The 22,523-nt window shown below is 48.6% G+C and carries 26 protein-coding genes; 17 read left to right on the top strand and 9 right to left on the bottom strand.

Annotated elements, in window-relative coordinates; translation table 11 throughout:
- Nucleotides 1–7: 7 nt before the first annotated feature.
- The 4 genes from MJZ25_06705 to MJZ25_06690 all read left to right on the top strand — a co-directional run bounded on the left by MJZ25_06705 (nucleotide 8) and on the right by MJZ25_06690 (nucleotide 2,920).
- Nucleotides 8–712 carry a hypothetical protein gene (locus MJZ25_06705; protein ID MCQ2123860.1) on the top strand — a complete coding sequence of 235 codons (705 nt, stop codon included), beginning with the start codon at nucleotides 8–10 and terminating at the stop codon, nucleotides 710–712.
- Between the two features lie 31 nt (nucleotides 713–743).
- Nucleotides 744–1,442 (top strand): hypothetical protein, encoded by a 699-nt coding sequence (locus tag MJZ25_06700; protein MCQ2123859.1) that lies wholly within the window; start codon nucleotides 744–746, stop codon nucleotides 1,440–1,442.
- 83 nt (nucleotides 1,443–1,525) lie between these two features.
- Nucleotides 1,526–2,236 carry a hypothetical protein gene (locus MJZ25_06695; protein ID MCQ2123858.1) on the top strand — a complete coding sequence of 237 codons (711 nt, stop codon included), beginning with the start codon at nucleotides 1,526–1,528 and terminating at the stop codon, nucleotides 2,234–2,236.
- 9 nt (nucleotides 2,237–2,245) lie between these two features.
- Nucleotides 2,246–2,920, top strand: a complete 675-nt coding sequence (locus tag MJZ25_06690) for a hypothetical protein (GenBank protein MCQ2123857.1) — start codon at nucleotides 2,246–2,248, stop codon at nucleotides 2,918–2,920.
- A gap of 72 nt (nucleotides 2,921–2,992) precedes the next feature.
- Here MJZ25_06690 and MJZ25_06685 read toward each other — a convergent pair whose 3' ends face one another.
- The 3 genes from MJZ25_06685 to MJZ25_06675 form a co-directional block, all read right to left on the bottom strand.
- Nucleotides 2,993–3,877 carry a TIGR01212 family radical SAM protein gene (locus MJZ25_06685; protein MCQ2123856.1) on the bottom strand — a complete coding sequence of 295 codons (885 nt, stop codon included), beginning with the start codon at nucleotides 3,875–3,877 and terminating at the stop codon, nucleotides 2,993–2,995.
- A gap of 48 nt (nucleotides 3,878–3,925) precedes the next feature.
- Nucleotides 3,926–4,540, bottom strand: coding sequence for a phosphodiesterase (gene yfcE / locus MJZ25_06680; protein ID MCQ2123855.1), 615 nt, complete (start codon nucleotides 4,538–4,540; stop codon nucleotides 3,926–3,928).
- 197 nt (nucleotides 4,541–4,737) lie between these two features.
- Nucleotides 4,738–5,466, bottom strand: a complete 729-nt coding sequence (locus tag MJZ25_06675) for a sulfite exporter TauE/SafE family protein (protein MCQ2123854.1) — start codon at nucleotides 5,464–5,466, stop codon at nucleotides 4,738–4,740.
- A gap of 121 nt (nucleotides 5,467–5,587) precedes the next feature.
- Here MJZ25_06675 and MJZ25_06670 point away from each other — a divergent pair, with 121 nt between their 5' ends.
- From MJZ25_06670 to thiS (MJZ25_06650), 5 genes are all read left to right on the top strand, one after another.
- Nucleotides 5,588–7,987 (top strand): hypothetical protein, encoded by a 2,400-nt coding sequence (locus MJZ25_06670; GenBank protein ID MCQ2123853.1) that lies wholly within the window; start codon nucleotides 5,588–5,590, stop codon nucleotides 7,985–7,987.
- A gap of 100 nt (nucleotides 7,988–8,087) precedes the next feature.
- Entirely contained in the window at nucleotides 8,088–9,035 is a 948-nt protein-coding gene (gene mdh / locus MJZ25_06665; GenBank protein ID MCQ2123852.1) for a malate dehydrogenase, read from the top strand.
- A gap of 392 nt (nucleotides 9,036–9,427) precedes the next feature.
- Entirely contained in the window at nucleotides 9,428–10,801 is a 1,374-nt protein-coding gene (locus tag MJZ25_06660) for an anaerobic C4-dicarboxylate transporter (GenBank protein ID MCQ2123851.1), read from the top strand.
- A gap of 67 nt (nucleotides 10,802–10,868) precedes the next feature.
- A complete protein-coding gene (locus tag MJZ25_06655) occupies nucleotides 10,869–11,636 on the top strand; it encodes a lysoplasmalogenase family protein (protein ID MCQ2123850.1) in 768 nt (255 codons plus the stop codon).
- A 47-nt stretch (nucleotides 11,637–11,683) separates the two neighbouring features.
- Nucleotides 11,684–11,809, top strand: coding sequence for a sulfur carrier protein ThiS (thiS, locus tag MJZ25_06650; GenBank protein MCQ2123849.1), 126 nt, complete (start codon nucleotides 11,684–11,686; stop codon nucleotides 11,807–11,809).
- Here the strand turns inward: thiS (MJZ25_06650) and MJZ25_06645 are convergent.
- Nucleotides 11,806–11,967, bottom strand: a complete 162-nt coding sequence (locus MJZ25_06645; GenBank protein ID MCQ2123848.1) for a hypothetical protein — start codon at nucleotides 11,965–11,967, stop codon at nucleotides 11,806–11,808. The two genes, thiS (MJZ25_06650) and MJZ25_06645, sit on opposite strands and share 4 nt — an antisense overlap.
- 1 nt (nucleotide 11,968) lies before the next feature.
- Between MJZ25_06645 and MJZ25_06640 the strand changes: the two genes are divergently transcribed.
- The 3 genes from MJZ25_06640 to MJZ25_06630 all read left to right on the top strand — a co-directional run bounded on the left by MJZ25_06640 (nucleotide 11,969) and on the right by MJZ25_06630 (nucleotide 13,518).
- Nucleotides 11,969–12,127: a ThiF family adenylyltransferase gene (locus tag MJZ25_06640; protein MCQ2123847.1), complete on the top strand. Its 159-nt coding sequence runs from the start codon at nucleotides 11,969–11,971 to the stop codon at nucleotides 12,125–12,127.
- 82 nt (nucleotides 12,128–12,209) lie between these two features.
- A complete protein-coding gene (locus MJZ25_06635; protein ID MCQ2123846.1) occupies nucleotides 12,210–12,548 on the top strand; it encodes a NusG domain II-containing protein in 339 nt (112 codons plus the stop codon).
- Complete coding sequence (locus tag MJZ25_06630) at nucleotides 12,532–13,518, top strand: Gx transporter family protein (GenBank protein ID MCQ2123845.1); 987 nt, start codon at nucleotides 12,532–12,534, stop codon at nucleotides 13,516–13,518. The genes MJZ25_06635 and MJZ25_06630 overlap by 17 nt, the downstream gene beginning before the upstream one ends.
- 87 nt (nucleotides 13,519–13,605) lie before the next feature.
- Here MJZ25_06630 and MJZ25_06625 read toward each other — a convergent pair whose 3' ends face one another.
- Both MJZ25_06625 and MJZ25_06620 read right to left on the bottom strand, forming a co-directional pair.
- Nucleotides 13,606–15,111: a hypothetical protein gene (locus MJZ25_06625; protein MCQ2123844.1), complete on the bottom strand. Its 1,506-nt coding sequence runs from the start codon at nucleotides 15,109–15,111 to the stop codon at nucleotides 13,606–13,608.
- 29 nt (nucleotides 15,112–15,140) lie between these two features.
- On the bottom strand, nucleotides 15,141–16,199 hold the full coding sequence (locus tag MJZ25_06620) for an FAD:protein FMN transferase (protein MCQ2123843.1): 1,059 nt from the start codon (nucleotides 16,197–16,199) through the stop codon (nucleotides 15,141–15,143).
- Nucleotides 16,200–16,357: 158 nt separating this feature from the next.
- Here MJZ25_06620 and thiS (MJZ25_06615) point away from each other — a divergent pair, with 158 nt between their 5' ends.
- From thiS (MJZ25_06615) to thiE, 5 genes are all read left to right on the top strand, one after another.
- Nucleotides 16,358–16,567, top strand: a complete 210-nt coding sequence (thiS, locus tag MJZ25_06615; protein ID MCQ2123842.1) for a sulfur carrier protein ThiS — start codon at nucleotides 16,358–16,360, stop codon at nucleotides 16,565–16,567.
- Nucleotide 16,568: 1 nt separating this feature from the next.
- Nucleotides 16,569–17,204 (top strand): thiamine biosynthesis protein ThiF, encoded by a 636-nt coding sequence (gene thiF, locus MJZ25_06610; protein MCQ2123841.1) that lies wholly within the window; start codon nucleotides 16,569–16,571, stop codon nucleotides 17,202–17,204.
- 83 nt (nucleotides 17,205–17,287) lie between these two features.
- Nucleotides 17,288–18,058, top strand: a complete 771-nt coding sequence (locus tag MJZ25_06605) for a thiazole synthase (GenBank protein ID MCQ2123840.1) — start codon at nucleotides 17,288–17,290, stop codon at nucleotides 18,056–18,058.
- Nucleotides 18,059–18,178: 120 nt separating this feature from the next.
- A complete protein-coding gene (gene thiH, locus MJZ25_06600) occupies nucleotides 18,179–19,468 on the top strand; it encodes a 2-iminoacetate synthase ThiH (protein ID MCQ2123839.1) in 1,290 nt (429 codons plus the stop codon).
- Nucleotides 19,469–19,592: 124 nt separating this feature from the next.
- Nucleotides 19,593–20,216 carry a thiamine phosphate synthase gene (gene thiE, locus MJZ25_06595; protein MCQ2123838.1) on the top strand — a complete coding sequence of 208 codons (624 nt, stop codon included), beginning with the start codon at nucleotides 19,593–19,595 and terminating at the stop codon, nucleotides 20,214–20,216.
- 3 nt (nucleotides 20,217–20,219) lie between these two features.
- On the opposite strand, the gene MJZ25_06590 is transcribed toward thiE, so the two are convergent.
- From MJZ25_06590 to MJZ25_06580, 3 genes are all read right to left on the bottom strand, one after another.
- Nucleotides 20,220–21,416, bottom strand: coding sequence for a peptidoglycan DD-metalloendopeptidase family protein (locus MJZ25_06590; protein MCQ2123837.1), 1,197 nt, complete (start codon nucleotides 21,414–21,416; stop codon nucleotides 20,220–20,222).
- 15 nt (nucleotides 21,417–21,431) lie between these two features.
- Nucleotides 21,432–21,752 (bottom strand): DMT family protein, encoded by a 321-nt coding sequence (locus MJZ25_06585; GenBank protein ID MCQ2123836.1) that lies wholly within the window; start codon nucleotides 21,750–21,752, stop codon nucleotides 21,432–21,434.
- A gap of 111 nt (nucleotides 21,753–21,863) precedes the next feature.
- Nucleotides 21,864–22,457 (bottom strand): DUF4416 family protein, encoded by a 594-nt coding sequence (locus MJZ25_06580; GenBank protein MCQ2123835.1) that lies wholly within the window; start codon nucleotides 22,455–22,457, stop codon nucleotides 21,864–21,866.
- Between the last annotated feature and the right edge of the window lie 66 nt (nucleotides 22,458–22,523).

Raw genomic sequence — 22,523 nt, 5'->3', positions numbered from 1 at the left:
TAGGAAAATGAAAAAACTGATTGTTGTTCTTTTAGCGTTGGTAGGATTTACCTCTGCTGCGACATCCTACACCGTGAACTACGAAGGCGCAGAAGTGGAAACTAGCGTCGCCACGAAGCAGTCGGAGAAAAAGTGGGAAGAGGTCGAAAGGAAGGGTTTCCGTAATGCGTTCTTCATGAGGGCAACATCTGGCATGTCCCTTGTAGATATTGATCATGATTCCAGAAACTTCACAGATGGAGCCATGGAAAATTGGTCTGGCATTGTCTATGACATGGACTTGAGCCTTGGTATCAGCTTCAAAAGATTCTGCGCCTTTTATGTAGGTATAAGCGCCGCTGCTGGTGATGGTGACTGGACTCATGATGCCGAGGGTTCTCGTGACGACGTTACCTTGGTGGCTGGGCTTGAGGAATTCTACTTTGACATAGGAGTCCTGTTCTACCCGTTTAGAGAGACTCCGCATTTGAAGGAACTCTTCATTGGCTTTGAAAATTCTATTGGTATTGAGTATGGTACTATAGACGATAATGAAGATTACTACGACGTTATCAATATGCTGTTCATTGGCACTAAGGTTGAGGTTGGATATGTTTGGGATGTTTCCAAACATACCAGTTTAGGTTTGGTTGCCCATTGGAAATATGGCTGGATGGGTGGTACCTATGATGTTTCGTCTTTCGGCTTGGCATTTACCGTTATGAGACGTTAATTTGAAAAAAGGGAATTAAAGGAAAACAAAAATGAAAAAGTTGATGATGGCAGTCCTTTTGGCTGCAGTGGCTGTGTCCCAGTCCTTTGCAAAAACCACTTACAGTGTTTTTGAAAGTGCAGGAACTGCGGAAAATGCATCCTATGTTGATAACAAGTCTGACAACGGCTTCCGCAGCAGTTTCTTCTGGAGAGCCAATACAGGTTTCAGTTCCGAATTCTTTGAAATCTATCATGAAACCAATAGCTCTAGTTATACAGGTGAATTTTCTGGCATTGGCGAGTATGTTTCTGCCGAATTTGGTGTTAACTTCAAGAGATTGTTTGCTGTCTTTTTTGGCATGGATTTCACTATTGGTAGCGGTGATTTCTGTGTTCGCTCTAGTTGCTACGACGCGTCGTTATCAAAGTTTGATATCAACTTGGGTACACTTTTTTATCCCTTTAGAAGTTCTTCCGCATTAAAGGGCCTGAATTTCGGTTCGACCATTGGCTTTGTGGGTGAATTTATCACCTTGGACAGAGATAACGAGAATGTTGCCGATGAACCGGGTATAAGCCTTAAGTTTGAAGTTGGCTATGTATGGGATGTTACTCGTCGCATCAGCCTTGGTGTTGAATTCTATTATACCATTAACGCGATGTTCTCCACAGAAGATTACGATTATTACGAATACGAAGAAAGCAGTGGCGCCACTGTAGGCCTTCTGTTTACCGTCATGAGACGATAATTTTCTTTAAAAGCTTTGTTTTGCGTGTAGTAATTTTGTAAGTTATTCGCAAAATAAATCTTTTGCTAAAATAGGGGGACTATATGAAAAAATCATTTTTAGCTTTGATTCTCGCATCTTTCGCCTTTGCTCAGTCGGCTCTTGCCCTTGAGTATAAGACTTACTACGATGAAACTGCACCCGAGGAAGTGCAATCCACTCTTCCCGAACATTTGTTGACTCGAAACAGCTTCTATGTGGAAGCCTCTGTTGGTGCCTTGGCTCAATCTGTCAGCGGATCTTTTTCTGGAAGCAGCGATGAAATTTCCAGAGCCTCCTTTAGCGGAACGGGACTTTTGCTTTCCCTTGACCTTGGCATGAATTTCAGGAGGTGGTTCGCTACATACATTGGCTTCGACTACGCTGGTGGTAGCAGCCGCATGTCCTTTAGCGGTTCTCGTGATAAAATCAAGGATTTTGATTCCTATACCTTTGATTTCAATGTGGGCTTCAAGGTCTTCCCCCTCAGAAATACTCCGAACCTCGACGGTATGTTCTTTGGTATGGAACTTGGCATTGGTTCATCTGATGCAGATCATGAAGATTACAACTACTACTACACCGAAGACTTTGTCAGTGTAAAGGTCATGGTTGGTAATATCTGGAGGCTTAACGACCGCTGGGGCGCCGGTGTAAAGGCCTTTGTTTTGTTCCAAAGCTTTGATGACGAATATTACGATTACTACAGCAGTAGACGACTGGGCGGTATTTCCGGTACTGCAGTTGGCTTTGCTGTGAATTTAATTCGTCGATAGTTTATAGTCATGAAAAAGTGCCTGTTCCCTGTTCTTGTTGCGGTCTTGAGCCAGTTTGCGTTTGCTGGAATTCGTTATGCAGATGTAGATGTGGAAATCAAGGCTGCAGAAGATCGAGAACCAAGGGCGAAATCCTTTGTTCAAGGTTCTTTTGCAGTAGAACTTCCGCGAATTAGCGGATATGAATATTTTAAAGATTTAGAGGATTACCAGGATCTTTACTTCAGTGGAAAAGTGTCCAGGTTTTCCGTTGACTTGGGAAGAATTATCCCGAAGGGCTGGGTTGCCTATTTTGCTGGCATAGACATTGTGTTTGGTTCCGGTGACTGGCACTTTGAAGATTCTCGCAAAAAGAATGGTACGGCGACTTACTTGGAACTAGGCATTCATGCTGGTGCTAAATTCTATCCCTTGACCCAGAAACCTGCCTTGGAAGGCTTGTTCCTTGCTGCTCAGCTTGGTATTGGCTACTTAGGATGTGAAGGGCTTGCAGACGATGAAGTCTTTACCTGGAAAATTGAATTCGGTGATGATTTCATTTCTACACAAAGTGTAGATGTTGGTGTTGCGGGTTTCGTTACTTTCAAGAATTTAAGTGGTGTGGATGCCAATGAAACCTACGAGGTCAAAGGGCGTGTGGGAATGTCGGCGGGCATTCAGCTGTCCATTGCTTTAAAGAGATAAAAGGAAAGCTCTGCGGTTGCAGAGCTTTTAATTTTTAGTCGAGGCTTTCGTGGAGATTGTCTCGTAATTTTTTTATGCTTTGCTGAGAAGTTCTTCCACGGTGGCGATAATCTTGTCTCGTTCGCCGCACCAGTTGGGCGCGATGAGCATGTCGCTGGGGCTTTCTCCACTGAAGCGTTCGATGGCGGTTTCTGTGCCGATAATCTTGATCATTTCGGCGACGGCTTCGCAGTATTGCTCAAATTCCAAAAGCTTGAATTCGCCTGCGATAAAGTCCTGGGCCATGGCGGTGCCTGTCACAATGTGCAGCGGGTGAATCTTGACGGCGGCCAGATTCAGGTCGCGGACCACCTGGGCGGTGCGCTTGAAATCTTCCATGGTTTCACCGGGGAGGCCCACGATCACGTGTGTGGTGACGGTGAGGCCTACGGACTGGCAACGCTTTACGGCATCTTCGAATTCTGCCAGAGTGTGACGGCGGTTGATGGCTGCCAAGGTCATGTCGTTGGCGGTTTGCAAACCGATTTCCACAATCACCGGCTTTTCCTGGTTTACTTCGCCAAGGTAGGCCACCTTGTCGCTTTCAAGACAGTCCGGGCGGGTGCCGATGGCAAGGCCGGCAATTTCCTTGTGCCTGATGATGGGGTTGATGATGCCCATCAGGTGTTCCAGCGGTGCGTGGGTGTTGGTATAGGGCTGCAAGTAGGCCAAGATGCCTGCGTTAGGATACTTGTCGCGAAGCTTGGGTACGAATTCGTCCAACTGTTCCTGGATGCTGACCTTTGCCAAGTCGTACACCGGGCTGAAACTGCGGTTGTTGCAGTAGCTGCAGCCAGAGTAGCTTTTGGTTCCATCCAGGTTGGGGCAGCTCATGCCTCCGTTCAACGGAAGCTTACGAACCTTCAGGTAGTTCGGGAAAACTTTAAGCAATAAATCGCGATAAGGTGTATAATGCATAGCTTTAATATATAATCGTTTGCTTAAAAGTCAAAATAGTGAATTGCGCTAAATTAGGCTTGCAGAGGCCAGTTCTTCGCCGGTGTCCAGATGGTGGATGCTGAACTTGCCGTTGTCATAGAGGCCGAAGGTAGGCGGGTTGCCGCCCTTGGGCAGGCTGGTGGATCCGGGATTCACCATGAGCACGCCTTTGAAGTTTTTCTTCAGGTCGTAAATGTGGGTGTGGCCGTAAAGGTAGGCATCGATGGGGCGTTCTTCCTTGATGCCGGGCTCCAGCTGGCTCATTGCATTGGCGGGGAAGCATTCCGGCATAAAGATGTGCCCGTGGCTCAGGAACATGCGGACGATTCTTTGCTCGCCCGCGGCGTTCACAATGGCGTCTTCAACCAAGGCGTATTCGTTCTCGATAAGGAAATCCAGCATCATCAGGTCCACATCGGCGTCGCAGTTGCCGCGGGCGGCGATGATCTTGTCCTTGTAAGGCGTGAGCGCCTCTACGACGCCCATAGGGCCGTGCCCCGCGGGAAGCGGATTACGGGGGCCGTGGTAGAGGGTGTCTCCCAGCAGGAAAATCTTGTCGCAGTGGAACTTCTCGAAGTAGGCGAGGGCAGCTCGGGCTGCGGCAGCAGAACCATGAATATCAGAAAGAATTAAAGCTCTCATAGAATGTTGTAAGAAGTATTTTTTTATGTCATTGCGAGGAACGTAGTTATACGACACTTGAGGCTTTGCCTCTTAGTGGGAGTTATCCACTTTGTGGAAACGAAGCAATCAAAGCAAAACCTTGTGAACGTGTGAAAGGATCTTCTTGGACTGCTTCGACCTAAAGGTCTCGCAGTGACATTGAAATTGTAGAAATTTTATGCGCAGAGTGCTACGACGCCGCTAATAGCCATATACACGTACACGATTTTCTTCAAAACCTTGTGGGAAATCTTCTTGAACACCTTTCCGCCGATTGCCGTCCCGATGATTACCCCAACGATGCCGCAGCCGTAGGCGATTCCCACAGAAGTTGTCACGAATCCGTTTCCGGCTCTGAAGAATGTCATCATCAGGTTTCCTAGGGCGAAGTACACCTGGCTGTGGGCGATGTACTTCTCCTTGGTTTCGCAGGAAGCCAAGAAGTAGAGCACCGAGGGCGGCCCCTGCATGGCGAAAAGCCCTCCCATGATGCCGGACAATGTTCCCAGCCCGACCTGCGCAAGGAGGGTCGGTTTCAGCTTGATCTTTTCGCTGATAAAGAAGAAGTAGATGCTGATGGCAATGAGGATTGCCCCAAGGATATGCTTCAGGAACTTGTCATCGAAACTTGCCACGGCCCCTACAGCAAAGAAACTGACCACCGTAAAGACGGCGAGGATAGGTAAAACTTCCTTCCAGACGATGTGCTTTCGCATGCGGTAGGCCACCACCAGGGACATGGAACAGGCCAGCATTCCCGAAAGGGCGGTTGCTTCGCCGTAGCTAGGCAAAATGTGGGGGAAAACGGTCATGACAAAGATGCCGAACCCGAATCCGCTGACCCGCTGGATAAAACTGCCCATGCAGCTCATTCCAAAAAGTATGTCAATTACTGTAAATTCCATTCCTTGTGTTATCTCGGTATTCGTGCCGGGACCCCTTTGCACCACAAATTTAGCTAATCGTCCTCCAAACGGTATCCTTTTGTTTGTTATACTTGACATTGAATAAATTCAAGAGGGAAAAATGAAATTATACAGCAAGTTTTTTGTAGCCCTGTTCTCCACATGTGCTCTTTTGATGACCGCTTGCGGAGAAGACTCCTCTAGTGCTAAGGAAAATGCAACTCTTACGGTGGTTTCTTCTAAAAGTGACTTGAAAAAATGTGACAAGTCCAAGGAAGGAGCCATCGCTTATATTACAGGTACTGGCGAATTGATGTTCTGTCTGGATAAGGAATGGCAGGCCTATGGCGTAGGCGACATTCCCGTTTACGAAGGCAGCGATGGTGCGGATGGAATTGATGGTAGCAACGGTTCTGACGGGAAAGACGGGGTTGACGGTAAGGACGGTACAAGCTGTACTGGGGAATACCTGCCTGATAGTTCCGGCATAAACCTTTACTGTGGTGGAAAACTTGTAGGAACCATTATGAATGGGTCCAATGGCCTGTCCGGTGGCAATGGCGGAACCACGGCGGATATTGAATTCAATACGGCTGAATATGTGGAAATTGGAGATACCGTATGGAGCTATTCCGATTCCCTGCTCATCCGTATTAGCGATAACGATATCCTGGCTAAAAAGGATACCGTTGAAGTTTCGGTAACCAGTACCTCTGATTCTAAGGGTATTGTCCTGACAGCAAAACTCAGGGATGGTTACTACTATACCACGCTGTTCTTCACAGAAAAGAGTTCTGTCGCTCAGGCAATCAAGGTGCAGGATGGGGATAACGTGGTAGTCAGCTACAAGGATGAAAACCCTGAAAGAGTCATTAAACGCAATGTAGCCTTTATCCTAGCTTCCAAGGGTGAACGAGACTTTATCTCCCTGGATAAACCTTGGTATTACGGGGACAGCGCCGAAGTGGTTGTTACCGTTAATGATAAGAATGCCGAAGGAGATTCCATACAGGTATCCATGATTTTGTGCTATAACGACGGCTATGAATGTCATTATACAGAAAATGAGGGCGGCTTCGGTACCTATGACGCCCATCTCAAGCTTGCTGGTGCAGGTGGCCTTTATAAAGGAAGTTTCTTTATTGTGAATGAAGGTAAGAATCACGATAACTACTTCTATTCTGATCCTGCGAAAATTTTGACAGTTGATGTGCGATATACCTTTAAAGATGAAAAAAAGACATTTGAAAACGTAACTGTCTACTGGAAGAAAAATGCCGATAGCCGAGTGGAGTTTGATGCGGATCGATATAACCAAGCCTCCAAGGGACATTTCTATGTCTATGACGAAGGTTGCGGTAAGGACTCCGTAGAGGTGACGATCTCCAGTAAGGTAAAAGGCGATGAAATCCGCGCTGTTGCTTACAGATATAAGGATTACTTCTATGGAGAATTCCTTATGAATGGCCTCAAGAATGATGGTGTTCTGGCCATTGATGAAAAGGACACCATTCTTATCCAGTATAAAGACGCAACGTTAGGGACTGTATCAAAGGATATGGCCAAGGCTGGATTTGCTCTTTACGCAACGGTATCTTTCGGTGATTCCTTGTATATGGATGTTACTGACAAGGCCGTCTTGAAACTGGTGGATGAGAGCCTTACCGAAAACGATGCGGTGACCATCCGGGTTTCGTCAGAATCTGATTTTTATGGTGTACTGGTTGATATGTACACGGTTCCTGGTGGAGATGGTACGGAGCGTATCGGTTACGTTGAATTCACGAAGGATCCCGAGGTTGTAAATGTAGAGAACTTCGAGAAGAAAGTCTTTGTGAAGGATAAGGAAACTCTCCGTGCGTCCTATTCCACCAATCGATTGGCTTCCTCGACCAAGTGGTTTGAGGCTAAGGCCTTCTGGGCCGACAAGAATACGTGCTTTATAGACAAGCGTGATGGCAGAGCCTATAAATTCGTTACCATGGGAGACCAGGTGTGGATGGCAGAAAACCTTGCGTACGGAGATGGAAAATTCTACGATAACGATTCTATCAGGTACAGTTCTTACGGAAAGCTTTACACCTGGGCGCAGGCTTTAGATACTGCAGAAGCGATTTGTGGGGTGAGTCGTTGTAAAATAAAACGTCCGTATAAGGGTGCTTGCCCTTCTGGTTGGCATTTGCCGAGTCTGGATGAGTTCAAAACCCTTTTTGGTTTTGTGAGTGGTTTCTCGGAATATGGTTCAACGCCATCTCTCCTGAAGACATCCGATGGATGGACCTATTATGCAGGCGTAGAAAGTGGCAAGGACCGCTGGGGCTTTGGCGTTTTCCCCATAGGGTATTATTCCAGTTCATCAGATTTTAAAGGCAAGGGCGAGCGTGCGTATTTCTGGCTGGATGAAGATGCCTCTTCGACTACAGCCAAGACTATGTATTTCTCTAATTATTCGGACGTAATTCTTGATACGGAAGAGTATAAGACGTATGGCTACTCTATTCGATGCGTCAAGGATGAGTAAATTGAGCCTCCAGGGGCAGTTTGCCCCCTTTTCAGTTTCGTCTAAATGTGCTATATTTAGGACGTAAATTTTTCAACACCTTATTAAGGAAGGTAAAATCATGGCAAGAAAGAAGATTGCACTCGTTGGTGCTGGTCAGATTGGTGGTACTATGGCTCTCGTCCTCGCTCAGAAGCAGCTGGGTGACGTGGTCCTCATCGATATTCCGATGACTGAAGGTATGCCGAAGGGTAAGGCCCTCGACATTATGGAAGGTCGCTCCGTTATGGGCACTTCCTGCAACCTCTCCGGTTCCACCAACTACGACGACATCGCTGGTGCAGACGTCGTTATCGTTACCGCTGGTGTTCCCCGTAAGCCGGGCATGAGCCGTGATGACCTTCTTGGCATCAACTGCGGCGTGATCAAGGACGTTGGTCTCAAGATCAAGGAACTCGCTCCGAACGCATTCGTTATCGTTATCACCAACCCGCTGGACGCAATGGTGTACAACATGCAGAAGGTTACTGGCTTCGATTCCTCCAAGGTGATCGGTATGGCTGGTGTTCTCGACTCTTCTCGTCTCGCTTGCTTCGTTGCAATGGAACTCGGCGTTTCTGCTGAAGACGTTAAGGCAATCGTTATGGGCGGCCACGGTGACACCATGGTTTCCCTCTATGACTGCGTTTCCGTCGGTGGCATTCCTCTGCCGCAGCTCATGAGCAAGGAAAAGTTCGACGAACTTGCTGCTCGTACTGCTAACGCTGGTGGCGAAATCGTTTCTCTCCTCGTTCGCGGCTCCGCTTTCTACAGCCCGGCAACTTCCGCTATCAAGATGGCAGAAGCTTACCTCCTCGACAAGAAGAGCGTTCTTACCTGCGCTGTTAAGCTCAACGACGAATACCAGGGTAAGGGCAAGGGCCTCTACTGCGGCGTTCCCTGCGTGATTGGCGCAAACGGTGTCGAAAAGATCTTCGAAGTGAAGATGAACGACGCTGAAATGGCAGCTTTCGAAAAGTCTATCGAAGCTTGCAAGAAGAACGCTGAATGGGTTGACGCAAACACCTAATCAGATTAGGAAGGGCTACGCCCTCCCTAAAACTCTCCTTAGAAAAAGACCTGTCGCAAGACTGGTCTTTTTCGCTATAATGGCTTACGCAAAAACTAAATAACCTACGACGTTACTCCTTTTTGCTCACAATTAGACGATGGAAGGGGTTTCGCCCCTTATGGTATTTATTTTTTTTGCTTGTTAACCAAAGTGTTAACTAATATCATTGATTTTAGCGGATAAACGCCATCATTAGTTAACCAAATCGTTAACAAGTGCTGAAAGAAGTTTTCTGAACCGACTCCTAGAATTAGAAACGCTTTTGTTGTATCTAAAAAATCATCATATTTTTTTATGAAAGTTTCCCTTTTGAAAAATCTTGAGATAGATTTCCTTAAAAAGGAGTTCTTATGACTGCTGTGATGATTATTCAGCTGTTGATTGTGCTTGCTGCCCTTTACGTGGGTTCACGTTACGGCAGTCTTGCCTTGGGTGCAATTTCTGGTATTGGCCTTGCCATCTTGGTGCTGGGCTTTGGCATGGCTCCGGGTAAGCCGCCTACCGATGTTATCTACATCATTATCGCTGCCGTCACCTGCGCCGGTATTATGCAGGCTGCGGGCGGTATGGATTGGCTGATCCAGATTGCGGAAAGGCTTTTGCGTAAGCACCCCAACCAGATTATTTTCCTGGCTCCGCTTTGCACTTTCTTCCTTACGGTTCTTGTGGGTACCGGCCATGTGGTCTACACTCTCATGCCCATTATCTGTGACATTTCTTTGAAGAAGGGCATCCGTCCGGAACGCCCCTGCGCCGTGGCATCTGTTGCTTCCCAGGTGGGTATCACTTGTTCTCCCATTGCGGCTGCGGTGGCTTCCTTCGTGGTGATTTCCAATGCCAATGGTTTTGAAATCAACAACCTGCAGGTGATTGCGGTGACCATTCCTGCTTGCCTTTGTGGCCTGATGGCTGCCGCCGGCGTCAGCTACAAGCGCGGTCTCGATCTGGAGAAGGACCCTGTGTTCCAGGCAAAGCTGAAGGACCCGCAGCAGCGCGAATACATGTACGGTAACACCGCCTCTGTGCTGGACATGAAGGTCTCCAAGGAAGCAAAACGCTCCGTGTACATCTTCCTTGCAGCCCTTGCTGTGATTGTGATGTTCTCTCTGTTCCAGATTGCGGGCCATGATATTCGCCCTGTTGTTCCTACAGGTAAGATTGTAGATGGTGTTGCCCAGATGAAGCCCATCGGCATGAACATCATCATCCAGATTGTGATGATTTCTGCAGCCGCCTTCATGATTATATTCTGCAAGGCTCAGCCCAAGAAGGCTGTGGCAGGGGCTGTTTGGCAGTCCGGTATGGTGGCTGTTGTGGCTATCTACGGTATCGCCTGGCTTGCCGATACCTACTTCGCCAACTACATGGATGTGATGCAGGGTGGTCTGAAGGATATTGTGCAGCATTATCCCTGGGCTATTGCCTTTGCCTTCTTCGCAGTTTCTGTGCTGATTAACTCCCAGGGTGCCGTAGTGGTGGCCATGCTTCCGCTGGCTTACAGTCTGGGTATCGAAGGCGCTGTGCTTCTGGGTGTGCTTCCCAGTGTCTACGGTTACTTCTTCATTCCCAACTACCCGTCTGACATTGCAACTGTGAACTTCGACCGCTCCGGTACAACGGTGATTGGTAAGTACCTGCTGAACCACAGTTTTATGTTGCCAGGCCTTACCAGCGTCATTGTTTCTACCATCGTGGGTAGCCTCATCGTGAAGGTTTTCTTCTAAAAAACATTTACGGAAATTTTCAAAAAATCCCTTGGTCATTCCGAGGGATTTTATTTATTATATGGACATGGAAAAGAGAACAAAAGTTGTTTTAGCATTATCAATCGTAGGTGTTCTTGCGGTTGCATTTTTTATTCGCGACTGGTACGTTTTTTACAAGTGCGGAGCCGTAGAGCAGTGCCTTGTAGATTCAAGCCACTTTCAAAATTACGCCAAGTTTGCGGTGACCACCATTGTAACCATTGTGGCTTTGATCATCGGCAAATCAGCCCTTTGTAAACGGGACAAACGCTTTTTGCAGGCCGGGTTCATTATGGCGTTGTGTGCGGATTTCTGCCTAAAGATTTTGCATAACGCCACAAGCCTTTTTGAGCATAGCTCCGATTACACCTTGTTAGGCATTTGTTTCTTTATGGTGGTGCAGGCTCTTTTTATTTTTAGGCACTCCCGTATAAGCGATACCGACAATAGCGTTCCTTGGATCATTTGCATCCCCTTCGTGGTCATGTTCATTTGCAACGCACTTCACCTGTTCGGTATTTTCGAAAGCCCCACCATTCCCATTGTGGGCACCTATGCGACCTTCTTGATTTGCTCTGTGGTGGTGGCTTGGCAGGCTCCGAAGAAAGGCTATTTCCCGGCGGAAAACGCCAAGGATATCAAGCGGGGGATGATCTTGTTCTTTTGCTGTGATGCCTGCGTGGGAATTTCCCTGGCTACGGGCCCGGATCACAGCACCCAGGAGATTGTGGCTACGGTTGCCAACAATTTTGTGTGGTACTTCTATACCCCGGCTTTGGTGCTGTTGGCTTTGAGCGGGTACAGGCATAAGTAGCTTGTAGATGTATTGCCGAGAGGTTGTAGAATTTTTAATTTTGGGTCATGATTAAAGTCAATGGCATCGCCATCGAAAAGAACGGCGAAATTGTGCCTAAGGCCAAGTATGGCGAAACCCTTCTTGCTGAAGGGGACTCTCTGGAAGTAGTCAGTTTTGTGGGAGGCGGCTAATGTCCGCTGGGTGCGAAAGTTCTGCAGTTGGTGAACTGCGCACTCCCTCTCGGGAAGAGATGCTTGCCGCCCTTGTGGAACGACAAGGTGCTGAGAACGTCCAGAAATTGCAGGCTGCCACGGTGGCTGTCTGTGGTCTGGATGGTCTTTGGGTCCAATGTGGCTATCGCTTTGGCTCGGGCCGGCGTAGGCAAGCTCATTCTCATTGACTTTGACTGCGTCGACGTTACCAATTTGCATCGACAGCAGTACAAGGCAAGTCAGGTGGGTGAGGCGAAGGCTGTTGCCCTGCCTGAAAACTTGCTTTTGAATTGGTAATATAAGAGCCTGCTGAAAAATGCAGGCTCTTTTTTGTTGTTTTGAAAAAGTTGTTTTAGGCTAACTTTTGCTATATTTGGTTATGATGAAAGTCATTGATGTTGTTCTATTGTTGGTTATTCTTGCCGTTTCCATTTGGATGATTTTTCGTTCCATGTCCGCTTCTGGGGATAGAATTGTGGTTCATGCTGCCGACCGGATGTATGAATTTAGCCTGAAAGAAGATGGATCCTACAAGATCCCGGGACCTTTAGGTGAAACCACCGTACAGGTCAAGAATGGTCGCGCCCGCATTGTAGAATCTCCTTGTCCGAACAAAATCTGTATTCGTCAAGGTTTTGCAAAGCCTCTTGTGTGCCTTCCCAATAAAATCATCGTAGACGTTGAAGATTCGGAGGGCTTTGATGCGGTTGCGCGATAGAAACTATATCGCCTATCTTGGGGCGTTGACTCTTCTGTTTTCGTATGCAGAAATGTTCCTGCCTCGAACGGTCCCTTTCTTTAGGCTGGGCCTTGGAAATACGGTGGTCTTGCTGGCGTTCGGTCTTGATTTCCCGGCGTTTGTTGTCTTGCTTTTGATCAAGGCGATTGCATCGTCCTTAATGGCTGGCACCTTGTTCTCTCCCTTCTTTGTAATGTCTTTGGCCCAGTCGGTGGCCTCTGGCATTGTAATGTATGGACTTTTCTACGGAACAAGACGAATTCAAAAACTTATTGGTCTGTATGGAATTTCCATGGTGGGTGCGGTGGTAAGCACTATGGTACAGATTCTTTTGGCAAGTTTGTTTTTGGGGCAGGGATCTTTCGCCTTGCTTGGTCCCATGATGCTATTCTCCCTCTTTGCTAGCATCCTTACGGCGTTCTTGGCGTTGCATTTGCATATTCCTGAACAGGCTCCCATTATTCAAAGCTCCAAAGCTGAACTGAAAACTAGTTCGCCCTATCGGATCTGGGGGATTGTTTTTGCTATTTGCGCCATGGCGGTATTTACCCTGATGCAAAGTGATTTGAAGGTACTTGGTGTTTGCCTTGTTTTGAGTTTTGTAGCGCAAAAGATTTCCGGTCGTCGCATTCTCTTGATGCCTCATGTGACTTTATGGATTTTTGTGTTGATTGCAAACGTCCTTTCCCCATCGGGGCTGGTTCTTTATTCTGTCGGGGAATTTAACTTGACGGAAGGTTCTCTGGTAAATGGTGTTTGTCAGGCCATGAAACTTTCTGCAGTTTCTGCCTTGTCGCAATGTGCTGCAAACTTGCGACCTCAGGGAAATTCCTTGATTGCCTTGTCGCTTAAATATTTCAGAGGATTAAGTAATGTCTTGCGCAATTCCTCTGGCAATATTTTCAAGAAGATTCGTACAGCTTTGGCTACCACTGAAATTACGGATTAGATAAATCAGAAATAAAAAGAACCTCCCGCCAGGAGTACTCTTTAAGTTGGCAGGAGGTTCTGTTCTCGATTCGTAATGTATTAGAGTTTATTCTTCGCCGGTGGAGGGTGCTGCCGGTGCGGCTTCGAATTTGACCTTTGTAGTTACGGTTGCCTGTAAGCCACTTGCATCTTCAAACTTGAAGGTGAATTCGCCACCAGCTGCCGGGAGAATGCTGGAGTCGAATACAACGTAGAGTGAAGAGGTGGAGAATGTACCGCCATTGCTGATGTCGGTGTAGGTAACGTTACGGCCCGATGCTACGCCATAGGCGGTAAGCTTCAGAGATGAGGCGTTGCTGATTGCATCGGCGTTGAAGACTACGGTGTCGCCGACAGTGAATGTTACATCTTCAGTGGTAAAGTCGCTGATGGTTGTGGTGTTGCCGCGTGCGCCTGCGGTGACGGTGACCTTAGCCTTGCCTGCAGTAATGTTTGCGCGGAAGGGGAGGAACAAGTCGGTATTCAGGGCGACGTTGTGGTTATCCTTTACGAAGTAGGTAACCTTGGTAATACGCTTGCCTCCAATGCCTTCGAACTGCTCGTAGGGAGAAGTGTTGCCGTGGGATTCGGTGTGCTTTTGGACGCTGAATGCAAATTCGCGGGGTTGCATCCAAACGTGTGCATTGGGAATCAAACCGTACTTGTCACCGAATTCATCTTCGATCACGACGGCCTGAAGGTTGGCTGCGGTAACTTCGAAAATGTCTGTGGCGGTGAAGTCCACCATGTAGTTACCCCAGTTGGAAGTGGTGCTGATGCTTGCGGTGGCGGGAGTACGGTTTGCTACCGAGCCGTAGGTCTTACTGACGGAGCCGTCGGCATTGATGACCTTGTAGTTTACGGGAGCGCTTGCGGATTCAGACCAGGTTGCTGCCTTGATCAACTTGTAAAGATCGCTGGCGTCGCTTTCGGAACCGTTGGCGATGGCGTCTTCGTAAAGAGCCTTGTTGATGGCCACGTCTACATTGGCGACGCCCTTGTAAATTGCCTTACCGTCGGCGACTTCGGCATCAAGCTGCTTGAAGTTGGCGTACTTGCTGGTGGTGGCACTGGTGAATGCGTCGTAGCCTTCCATTACAGCGGATGCACTGGGGGAAGCGTAAACGCCCTTGACCGCATTCTTTTCGCCTGCCACGTCATTGATTTCACCATAGAAATATTGGGCGTAGCTAAGGGCGACAGTACCGTACATCAAGTCTTCAACGGGAGCTTCCCTAATGACTTCCACGCTGATGGTGTCGTGGATGGTGTCCTTGACAACGATGGTTGTCTTGACGGTATCAATAGTCTTGATCACTTCAGTTGCGGAAACGGTGTCATAGACGGTTACCACTTCGGTAACCTTGACGGTGTCTGGGACCTTGATGACTTCGGAAACTTTAATGGTGTCCTGTTCCTTCACAACTTCCGTTACAAGCAAAGTGTCGATTACGGAAATTTCATGTCCATCGGAATCATAGTACTTGGTAACTTCGTCACCGCAAGCAGTAAGACCGAATGTAATGGCAGCAGCAAAGCCTGCCATTCTAAGGGATAGATGGCTCTTTTTCATTTTTTCTCCTGATGTGTTTTTTTTGATTGTTAGTTTTTGATAATTGCTTTCTTTTTGACGGGATAGGTTATGGTCAAAATGTCTTGGAGTCCTTCTGTGTAGACCAGGGTTTTATCATTCATTACAAGAATCATCTGGAATTTTTCATGATTCTTTTTATAAAAGTCAATGGCCTTTTCTTTACCCATTACAAACAGGGTCGTAGATAAGGCGTCGGCGTACATGCCGGATTCTGCGATTATGGTAACGGAGGCAAGATCGTTATCTACAGGCTTGCCAGTTTTGCTGTCAAAAATATGGATGTATCTTTTCCCGTTTTCCTCGAAATAACGCTCGTATCCACCGCTGGTTATGACAGCCTTGTTGCAAATGGCGATTCCGCCAATAGGGGCATCTCCCCAGGGATTGGTAATGCCTACTTTCCAAGGGCTTCCATCAGGCTTGCAGCCTAAAGTCTGAACGTTTCCGCCTAGGTCCATTATGGCGGATGTTATTTCCTTTTCCTTCAATAATTGAATGGCCTGGTCTCCTGCGAAGCCTTTGCCTATGGCTCCCATGTCCATCATCATTCCGTTTTTCATGGTCACGATTGCCGAGTTGTTGTTTTGATATGAAAGGGAGACCTTGTTGAAATCGGTGGCGGTAAGGGCTTCCTTGATTTCCGTATCCGAAGGAACTCTATATTTTTCGGTGGTGAATCCCCATAAATGGATGATGGGGAATAGTGTTGGATTGAAGGCCCCGTCCGTTTCTTTGGCAATGCTTAAAGAAAAAGAAATCAGGTTGGCGATCTGCGCGGGTGTTTCTACGGATTTTTCTTCGCCTTCGTTAAGGTGATTGAGTTTATAGATGTAGCTGCCCTCTTTTGTGGTGGATATTTGCGTTTCTATGTTTGCGATCAGGGCCTCTACGGCATCGTTGGCTTTTTCTGGGTCTGTACCGAAACTTTTTAGCGACATGAATGTGTTCATGGCCTCAAAGGATTTTGCGGATTCCGTTGATTTTGGTGTGTTGGCAGAATCGTCTTTTTGACAGGCGATGAAAATCAAGAAACAAAGGCTTATAAAAAGGAATCTTGCTGGAATCATAATTTTAGACTAAGCTAATATAATAAGTTATGGCTAACTTTTAAAGGGGTTTGCGAGAAAAAAGTTAAAAAAGGCTAACTTTGGAGCGGGGTATGCTGAATGGGTCTGTTGGTTTAAGTTTGGTTGCCGTCAAAAATCAAATTTTTTAATTTTGTGCCATGATTAAAGTCAATGGCATTGACATCGAAGCCGATGGAACCGTGTTTGCGGGTAAGTCCGTAGCGGATTACTTGGCTACTACAAATTATGACTGCAAGCGTATCGCTGTAGAATTAAACGAAAACATTGTGCCCAAGGCCAAGTACGCCGAAACCATGCTTTCCGATGGGGACTCCCTGGAAGTGGTCAGCTTTGTAGGAGGCGGTTAACTTGGAACCGCAAATTCCATCCAAAGAGGAAATGCTCTCAGCCCTGGAAACTCGCCAGGGTGCTGAAAACGTTGCAAAGTTGCAGGGTGCGACTGTTGCTGTTTGCGGTTTGGGTGGGCTTGGCTCCAACGTGGCCATTGCGCTGGCTCGTGCCGGCGTAGGTAAGCTTATTCTCATTGATTTTGACTGCGTGGACGTGACCAACTTGCATCGTCAGCAGTACAAGGCCTGCCAGGTGGGAATGCCCAAGGCTGTTGCGCTGCCTGAGAATCTACGGGAGATTGCGCCCTACATCGAACTGGAATCCCATCAGGTTCGCGTGACAGAAGAAAATGTTATGGAACTGGTAGGGAAGGCCGACGTAGTTTGCGAGGCTTTTGATAATGCAGAAGCCAAGGCTATGCTGGTGAATGCCGCCTTGGAAAATGGCAAGGTGCTGGTGGCGGCCTCCGGGATGGCTGGCTTCGGTGATGCAAATTCCATCCAGACCCGCCGCGTGTCAAAGAATTTTTATTTGTGCGGCGATGGCGTCAGCGACGTGAATGCTGGAATCGGGCTGGTGGCCCCTCGCGTCATGGCTTGCGCCGCCCACGAAGCCCAAACTGTAGTGCGCTTGATCTGTGGAATGGTAACGTAATTGTAAAATAATTGTTCGTCTTGAGGCTTTAGCCTCGGACCTCGAACCTCAAACCTCAAAGCGCCTTTGGCGCGCCCTAAGATATGGAAAACGATAAACTTGTTCTTGGCGGTCATGAGTTCAACTCCCGCTTTATTCTCGGTTCTGGCAAGTACTCCCTGAAGCTGATTGAAGCTGCGGTGCAGTATGCCGGTGCAGAAATTATTACCTGCGCCGTTCGCCGTGCCAATACCAAGGAACATGAAAACATCCTGGATTACATTCCCAAGAGTGCAACCCTGCTGCCCAATACTTCTGGCGCCCGCAACGCCGACGAAGCGGTCCGTATTGCACGCCTTGCCCGCGAACTGGGCTGCGGCGATTTCGTAAAGATCGAAATCATGCGCGACTCCAAGTACCTGCTGCCGGATAACTACGAAACCATCAAGGCTACCGAGATTCTTGCCAAGGAAGGTTTCGTGGTGCTACCTTACATGCACGCCGACCTGAACGTTGCCCGCGACTTGGTAAACGCAGGTGCCGCTGCCGTAATGCCTTTGGCGGCTCCCATCGGTTCTAACCGCGGTCTCTCTGCCAAGGATTTCATCCAGATTCTCATCGACGAAATCGAACTTCCCATTATCGTAGATGCTGGTATCGGTAAGCCGTCTCAGGCTTGCGAAGCCATGGAAATGGGTGCCGCCGCTGTTATGGCAAACACCGCCCTTGCTACCGCCGGTGACTTGCCTCGCATGGCCGCCGCCTTCAAGTCCGCCATTGAAGCTGGCCGCAACGCTTACCTCTCCGGTATGGGCCGCGTGCTGGTTCGTGGTGCCGCCGCCAGCGATCCCCTTACAGGATTCCTGCGAGATTAGTTTTTAGTAGACAGTGATTAGTGGTTAGTAAACAGGGGATGCAGGTAAAGAACGTTTCCGACATCACTAACCGTCAATCACAAATCTCTAACCACTAGCCACTAACCACTAGCCACTATTATGAACTACAACGACGAACGATATTTTATTGATTCCGACACTTTGTCTCCCGAGGCCTTGGAACGCAAGCACCGCATCGAGACTGATCCTTCTGCCCGTTCCAACCATATGGAGTACATGAAGGGCATGGAAATCATCAAGTCCGACATTCACGACAAGGTGATGAGCCATGTGGATTCCGTGGACTTTAGCAAGTACACCGCCCGCGATGTGCTGGCCGCTCTGGACCACCACACCTGTACTGTAGAAGATTTCAAGGCGCTCCTTTCCCCGGCAGCCACTCCCTACTTGGAAAAGATGGCCCAGAAGGCAAAGCTGGAAACCAGCAAGCACTTTGGCAATACGGTGTATTTCTTTACTCCGCTGTACATCGCCAACTACTGCGAAAACTACTGCGTCTATTGCGGATTCAACTGCTACAACAAAATCAAGCGCATGCAGCTGACCATGGAGCAGATCGAGCACGAGATGAAGGTCATCGCCGACAGCGGCATGGAAGAAGTGCTGATCCTTACCGGTGAGTCCCGCGCCAAGAGCAGTGTGGAATACATCGGCGAAGCCTGCAAGATTGCTCACAAGTATTTCCGTATGGTGGGTGTTGAAGTTTACCCCATGAACACTGACGAATACAAGTACCTCCACGAATGCGGGGTAGACTATGTGACGGTGTTCCAGGAAACCTACGACAAGGTTCGTTACGAACAGCTCCATTTGCTGGGCCATAAGAGAATTTATCCGTACCGTTTTGATTCCCAGGAACGCGCCCTCATGGGTGGCATGCGTGGCTGCGGTTTCTCCGCACTGCTTGGCCTTTCCGACTTCCGCAAGGATGCCCTGGCCAGCGCACTTCACGTGTTCTATCTGCAGAAGAAGTACCCCCATGCTGAAATGAGCCTTTCTTGCCCCCGCCTCCGTCCCATTGTGAATAACGACAAGATCAATCCTCTGGACGTTCACGAAAAGGAATTGTGCCAGGTGCTTTGCGCCTACCGTATCTTTATGCCCTTCGTTGGCATTACCGTCTCCAGCCGCGAAAGCAAGGAATTCCGTAACGGCATCGTAAAGATTGCTGCTACCAAGGTTTCTGCAGGCGTGTCTACTGGCGTTGGCGACCACGAAGAAAAGTACAAGAAGGACGACGGTCAGGTCACGAAGAATTCCGAAGTGGATGAAAGTGCCGGCGGTGATGAACAGTTCGAAATCAACGACGCCCGCAGTTTCAACACCATGTACAAGGACATCAGCGACGAAGGCCTTCAGCCTGTTCTGAACGATTACCTTTACGTTTAGTATGTCATTGCGAGCCCGGAAGGGCGTGGCAATCGAAGCAGAAAATGCCTGAAAATAAAAGCTTCGTTTGCTTCGTCGATTCTCTCCTCGCAAAGACATTGTATTTCTTAAGCTTAGAGTTTTTATGCAGTTAGATACAACACTTTACTTTATCACTGATAGTTCTACGGTTCCTGCCGAAAAGTTCCTGCCTTCTGTGGAGGCTGCCTGCAAAGGTGGCGCCACCATTATCCAGCTTCGCGAAAAGAACAAGTCTACCCGCGAGTACATGGAACTTGCCGCAAGTGTCCACGAAATCACTAGCCGCTACAACGTGCCTCTGATTATCGATGACCGTGTAGACGTTGCCCTCGCCATTGGTGCCGAAGGTGTCCATGTGGGGCAGAGCGACATGCCCGTTGCCATGGCCCGCAAGCTCATGGGACCGGATAAGATTATTGGCGCTACCACAAAGACGGTGCCCCAGGCTCTGGAAGCCTACGAACAGGGCGCGGACTACTGCGGTGTCGGTGCCATTTATCCCACCACCACCAAGGTGGTCACCATCCTCACCAGCGTGGATACCTTGAAGGAAATCGTAAAGGCAGTTCCTATTCCCGTGAATGCCATCGGCGGGTTGAACAAGGACAACATCCATGTTCTGGCTGGTTCCGGCATCAAGGGGATTTGCGCCGTGTCCGCCATCCAGAAGGCCGCGGATCCCGAAGCCGCCACCCGCGAACTGAAGGCAGCCTTCCTGGCGCTGTAAAAACTATTTACTTCCTTTTAATCTGTGACCAACTCGCAAGGGTTGGTCTTTTTTCAATCCGTTGATTCTGCAGACGGCGTCTTCGGAAATGTAGAAGTAGTTGGCCACGTCCTTAAGGGTGTCGCCGGCCTTTACAATGTAGAGATTTTCTTTCTTTAGTTTGTTCTGCATGTTATAGTGGGCGGAGACAATCTTTTTCTTGGACATGCGTTCTACGCCGGGCTGAAGTTCCCACTTGGGGAAGTTTACTACAGAGGCCGGGTTGATGTTGATGTCCTTGTAGCGGATTTCAAAATGCAGGTGGGCGCCGGAGGATTTGCCGGTGTTGCCGGCAAGGCCAACGATATCGCCTGGGAAAACAATGTCTCCCACACGGACGGCGCGTTCCGCCAGGTGTCCATACAAAGTCTGTAACCCGCCTTCGTGTTCCACAACAACGTAATGGCCGTATCCGCCCTTGTTGTACTTGGACACCACCACCTTTCCGGGGTAGGCGGCAAGCATTGGTTCTCCCTTCTCCACGTGAATGTCTACGCCGCGGTGCAGACGGTGGTCGCGGATTCCGTAGGGGGAGCCCAAGCGGGATTCGTGGGTCACAGGAACAAGCATGGTGGAAAAGTCGAAGTAGTCGCCCTTGTCAAAACCGATCTTGGGAATTTCCTTCTTGGCGGCCTTGGCGTCGACAATCTCCACCTCGACACCTTCTTTTTCGTAAAGTAGTGCCTTGGTGAATGCCTTGGGGTCGTCGGACTGGATGGTAACTTTCTTTGTTGTAGAATCTGCTGGGACGGCTTCTGTTGCGGTGTCGTCTGTTTGTGCCGGTGCCACGTCCTCTACGTCAATTTCGTCGGAGGCTGTATCATCGTAACTGGACTTGTGTTTGAACTTGGCCTTTTTGACGGGCTTCTTTTTGTCTTGAACCTTTTTCTCGGTCTTCTTGGGCTCGGCCTTTTTAGTTTCTTTCTTCTTGTCGTCAGCCTTCTTGGATTCCGGCTTTTTCGTTTCAGCCTTCTTGGACTCCGCTTTTTTCTTGTCGGCCTTGGTGTCCTTGGCCGGCTTTTCCTTTACTGTTTTTTCCTTGGCGGGCTTTGACTTTGCGGTAGAGCTGCTTGCGGCGAGTACAGGACTGCTGCAACACAACAGTGCTGCAACAATGGCTGCGAGGACGAACCTCCATTTATTTTGCCCAAACAAACTCATGCGAAATTGAATAACCTACTTCAGGAATGCAAAGAATACCGCGGCGATAATGCAGATGAAGGCCACGATGTGGTTCCATTGCAAGGTCTCCGTGTGGAAAACCGTCACGGCAATGGTGGTGAAGACTGTCAGGGAAATGGCTTCCTGGATAATCTTCAGCTGCATCAGGCTGAAGGGTCCGCCATTGATGCGGCTGCCGATGGAGTTGGCGGGAATCATGAAGCAGTATTCCAGAAGTGCCAGGCCCCAGCTGGCAAGAATCACGAGAATCAGCGGCCAGTCGGTGCTGATGTGCATTTCCTTCAGCTTCAGGTTGCCGTACCAGGCAAATGTCATAAAGATGTTGGAGATGCAAAGAAGTAAAATTGTAAAAATTCCGGCATGCATAATAGTGAATAGTGAATAGTGAAGAGTGAATAGTGAATAGTGAAGAAATGTCTTTAACCTTTAATCTCGCGCCTCGAACCTCGCGCCTCGAACCTCGCACCTCTTATTGTAGGGACGTCCGGTGCTGTGCTGGTAGGCCAGTCGTGCGCGGACTTGTTCAAGATATTTCACGTAGGGCTCGCTTTGGTAATCTCGGTAGGTCCAGTCGAAGGCGTGGAAATGTCCGTCCTGGAAATACAGGGTGGGTTCCACAAAGATGCCCCGCTGCATGTACACGCGCTGGCGCTGGTCCTTGGTGGTGGCCAAAAAGAACTGGCCCAAGGTCATGTAGCCCGGATCCAGGTTCACGGGGCGTAGTCCCGGGGTGCCCGCGGCTTCGGCGATGGAAAGTTCCACGTCGTTGGTCCAGAGCTTGATATCCACGATTTCCTCACGGTCCACCAAAGTTTCATAGCTGAAGAACGCGCGCACGGGAGCGTCGCCGATTTCTTCCTTGTAGTAGTTGGTGAATGTGAAGGAGAAGGGGGCGAGGTTCAGGTCTTCTTCGCCGAAACGGTTTTTCAGGGTTTCGCGCACAGACTCCACAGCCTCGGCGTCCTTGGCCAGGATGCCGACAATGATTTTAACCTTAGCTGGAGTGCGTAATTCGCCCATGGGGGCAAATCTAGTATAATTTTCCCGAAATGATACACGTAAGTCCTAAATACTCAACGATTTACG

The organism is Fibrobacter sp., assembly GCA_024399065.1.
Taxonomy (GTDB): domain Bacteria; phylum Fibrobacterota; class Fibrobacteria; order Fibrobacterales; family Fibrobacteraceae; genus Fibrobacter.
This window is presented reverse-complemented; position numbering and strand designations above follow the sequence as displayed.